The sequence below is a fragment of the Sporosarcina sp. BP05 genome (genome assembly GCF_014282005.1).
GTDB lineage: Bacteria > Bacillota > Bacilli > Bacillales_A > Planococcaceae > Sporosarcina.
The window spans coordinates 1-3838 of record NZ_JACFTD010000046.1; the positions used below are offsets into that span (position 1 = coordinate 1).

The 3838-nt window shown below is 39.1% G+C and carries 6 protein-coding genes; 4 read left to right on the top strand and 2 right to left on the bottom strand.

The features are described 5' to 3' along the window. Both H2672_RS18915 and H2672_RS18920 read left to right on the top strand, forming a co-directional pair. Window positions 1–388 (top strand): hypothetical protein (locus tag H2672_RS18915; RefSeq protein ID WP_186673936.1); only part of this gene is annotated, 388 nt, incomplete at its 5' end. Between the two features lie 175 nt (window positions 389–563). Then, complete coding sequence (locus tag H2672_RS18920; protein ID WP_186673937.1) at window positions 564–848, top strand: hypothetical protein; 285 nt, start codon at window positions 564–566, stop codon at window positions 846–848. Between the two features lie 190 nt (window positions 849–1038). Here H2672_RS18920 and H2672_RS18925 read toward each other — a convergent pair whose 3' ends face one another. Beyond that, window positions 1039–1473 (bottom strand): hypothetical protein, encoded by a 435-nt coding sequence (locus H2672_RS18925; RefSeq protein WP_186673938.1) that lies wholly within the window; start codon window positions 1471–1473, stop codon window positions 1039–1041. Further along, window positions 1470–1982 carry a helix-turn-helix domain-containing protein gene (locus tag H2672_RS18930; protein ID WP_186673943.1) on the bottom strand — a complete coding sequence of 171 codons (513 nt, stop codon included), beginning with the start codon at window positions 1980–1982 and terminating at the stop codon, window positions 1470–1472. The genes H2672_RS18925 and H2672_RS18930 overlap by 4 nt, the downstream gene beginning before the upstream one ends. Window positions 1983–2627: 645 nt before the next feature. On the opposite strand from H2672_RS18930, the gene H2672_RS18935 reads away from it, so the two are divergent. Together H2672_RS18935 and H2672_RS18940 are read left to right on the top strand one after the other, a co-directional pair. Next, entirely contained in the window at window positions 2628–2972 is a 345-nt protein-coding gene (locus H2672_RS18935; RefSeq protein WP_370569710.1) for a plasmid mobilization protein, read from the top strand. Next, window positions 2939–3838 (top strand): relaxase/mobilization nuclease domain-containing protein (locus H2672_RS18940; RefSeq protein WP_186673941.1); only part of this gene is annotated, 900 nt, incomplete at its 3' end. The genes H2672_RS18935 and H2672_RS18940, both read left to right, overlap by 34 nt.

A 3838-nucleotide genomic window follows, 5' to 3' on the forward strand; every position in this document is an offset into this window, starting at 1 on the left:
GGGTCAACAACTCCGAACGTTGAGAGTAGAAAACTTAAACACCGCGAACTCCTTGAAAGACTTGATAGGCGAGTTGAAAAACACCGTGATGCAAGCGGAACAATCATTCCAGAGGACAAATCGAGAGACGCAGCAGTCACTGCAAAACATTCACTCGACAATAGAAAATCACATGCAAGAAATACTGAAGAACAGCCTTCAGCAACAAAAACGGATGCTAGGAAACCTAGAAAAAGAAGTCAAGATCGCGAAAGGTAGTCTTCAGAAAGAAATTAAAAACAAAAGACATTCTGCGATGGTTGAAAATTGGCTCGAACGTTGTTTAACGGCTATTCCAGTCGCAATTCTAACAGCAATATTCATGCAATTACTGAACAGCCTTCCTTGAATGCTGACTGCCTTTATGGCAGTCCCTTAGCCTTTATGGCAGGATTGAAAGGATGATACAAAGAGCTTTTTGTTCATATTCAACAAACTGGCCATTTAGTTGCGATTATGCAACCATTTACTATCTCGCTCGGTCTTGATTAATGAGAACTTTCAGTGGGAATGGAGGTATAGTTATGTGGGTAATATTCGGTCTTATCGCAATAATAGCAACTTGTATAAATCTTTATATGTACGTAACAGGCAAAGATTATAAATTGGCAATGGCAATGGGATTATCATTTACGGCGCTGACAATTGTTGCAGATTACAGTATGGTGTCCGATTGGGTAAAGGCAGAAGATTGGCCTGCATTATTAGATGTAGTACCCACAATGGCAACAGCCTTATGGGTTTTGACGATCATATCTATTTTATTAAATATAACTCCTATATTCTTAGAGTTGAAAAACAAAAAGTAACTATTGTGTTTTTTCGTTTGCAACTAATGGGTGCGATTGCAGAATAAGTCTAATTTTAAAAACCGATTCCTAAAGTTTGTAAGGGAATCGGTTTTTTTGCTGTAAGTTACAAAATCTGTGCAGATGATATTGCTTTGTACAATTGCAATTTGCGGTTCCAGTTGTATCAAGGCTTTATCCCTTTTTTCTATCAATTTCTTTGTATCTTGGTTTGTAAGGCTTCAAGGAGTTTATTATCAACTCGTTTTGGCTTGTACCCCATACGGTCGATTAAAATACCTTCTAGAACCTTCATGCGGCTCGTGTAACGTCTGTAATCAGCTTCGGTGTGTTTAACTAACTCCGCATTGCCGGAATCGTCTTGTGAGCCTTCTGGGGCTTTTTTCAATAGTCTTTGAATGCTTATCATGATGTCGTAAGCGGTGGAGCGTTCAGCACGCACCAAACGAAGGAGAACCAGTAAATCATAAGTGTGAAATTGAATCAGTTCTTCAAAAGTCTTTTCAGCGAGTTCCAAGGCTAGAAAGTCTTTTTGTTTTGGTCTGCTTATGGTAAATGGAGCGTTACAGAACGTGCATTTATCAATGTTATTTTGGTTTTCGGTTTGGCAATAAGAGCAGTTCATTCTTCATCATTTCTTTCAAACTCTGCTTTTTGAGTGACTTGTCCATTTTCAAAAACGAGATTTAAACGTATTTTTTTGATGTTATCCCAAGTCCCACGACCAAATAAGAATGAATTCATTTCGTAAGTTCCTGTTCCTTTTCTTATCATGATTCCTTGTTGAACTAATTTATTTATATTGTTGTTCAGGCTTTGGACGGTTTTATATTCAAGTTCTTCAGCCATTTGTTTTTTTATATAGGCATTTAAGACAACTATGTTGTCATATCCCATGCGTTTTAAAAGGACGTTAAGGCTCTTCTGTAAGCCGTTTGGGAGGTTGTTAATCATTAGTATGTTGTCTAGGTAAAGCTTTATAAAGTCGGGTTCTTTGGACACGTAGGCTTCTTCTGTATTTTTTTCAATTAGTAATTCACCAGTAGTTTGATCAATAATTTTTTCAGTTATTTCTCTTGTGATTTTTTTCTTTTCAGTATCACCAATCATGCCTTTTAAATGCTCTCTATCCATCACTACCAATCACTTCTCCCTCTTTCCGTGTTACTGTTTATAATCTGTATTGTATTATAGATTATATCCATTAGCAAGCACTAACTTTGAAAGTTATAATCCAAAACAGATTATATAATCTATGCTCCTAGATTATAAAACCTACGCTAGTAGATTATAAAACCTACGCTGGTAGATTATAAAACCTACGCCAGTAGATTATAACTATTTTCAACAAAGCTAGTCATACCTAAGTAGACTAGTATTCTCTCCTTCTTATCTCTTCTTTTAGGTAAATGTTTTGACCTTGTTATTTTGACCTTTCTCTTGATTTTATTTCTTGAACTTGCCATTAAGGCTGAAGGACTGCCATAAAGGCAGTCGAGCAATCAAGGAGGGTGGAAATTTAAATATCATAATCGAGTGATCCACCTTGACCACAAAGGGAAAGGGTGGGTCACTCGATTATGATATTCGTGAAAAAACGGCCACAAGGACGGCTTTTTTCAAGCACTAGCACTTGATTTTAGGGGGATTGGGGGACTCCCCAACAAGCGCTATGTAGACACGAAGTGGCTAGCATAGGTACAGCTTGCCAACTCCCGAAACCATGTGATAGCATAGGTTTAACAAAATGAACATTTTGGATAGGGGGGCGTTCTTTTGGTGAACCGAAAAGAGAGCCGTCAGGTGAACTTTCGTGTGAATGATTTGGAGTACGAACGACTTGAGCAGATGGCGAAAATCGTTGGTATGACTGTGCCAAACTTTTGCAAAAAGAAGGCACAAGGGGCAAAAATGCGCTCACCGCAAATTGACGGTGACGGGGCAAAAGAGATTTCTCGGCAATTACGTGCCATTGGGAGCAACGTGAACCAATTGGCAAAGGGAGTAAATGCGGGAAATTCGGATTCTGACGTTGAATTGCGTGCGATCAATGGCGATTTGCAAGCAATTAATAAGGAGTTGGAAGCGATTTGGCAACTATTCAGCGAGGCACTGCAAAAGTAGCGAGTAAATTGATTTCTTACGCAGAAAAACGTGCAGTGGTGCGTGATGGTGTGGAATGTTCGGCTGATTATGCAATGGCCCAATTCAAGGCAACTCGTGAAATGTGGGGGAAAACTGACGGGATTCAAGCACACCACGTTATTCAGTCCTTCAAACCCGATGAAATTACTCCCGAAAAAGCAAATGAAATCGGGGTGGAATTAGCGAAAAAAATTGCACCAGGCTTCGAGGTCGCAGTTTACACGCACACTGATACTGACCACATTCATAACCACATTGTGATTAACTCGGTCAATCCCGATACGGGTAAAAAATATCATGCTCATGGCAAAGAGGAACTTTTTAAAATTCGTGCTGCCAGTGATCAATTGTGTCTTGAAAATGATTTGTCCGTTGTAAAAGAACACGATTCACCGGTTCGTTATACGCTTGCAGAAAAAGCTTTGCTAGAAAAAGGGGAAATCAGTTGGAAAGACGAGGTTCGTCAAGCAATTGACCACTCAAAAAATGAGGTTTCCAGTCTTCCGAATTTAGAAAAATCCTTGAAAGATAATTTTGATATAGAAATGAAGTTGAGGGGCGACACAATCAGTTTTAAACACCCCGACCAACAAAGATTTATACGGGGAAAAAGTCTTGGTTTCAACTACGAAAAGGAGGGATTGGAGCATGAGTTTAGCCGACAAATTGAAAGAGAAAGAGGAACAACAAAATCTGAAAAACCTATCAAAAGAAATCGGGGATCTGAACGCTCGTTTACGTTTGATAGCACGAGAACCCCAGTTATTCGAGTTAAACATAGAAAAGGACTTGGAACAGCTAGAAACGCAGTCACGCTCGATACTGAAAGACTTGGAAAATCAGTC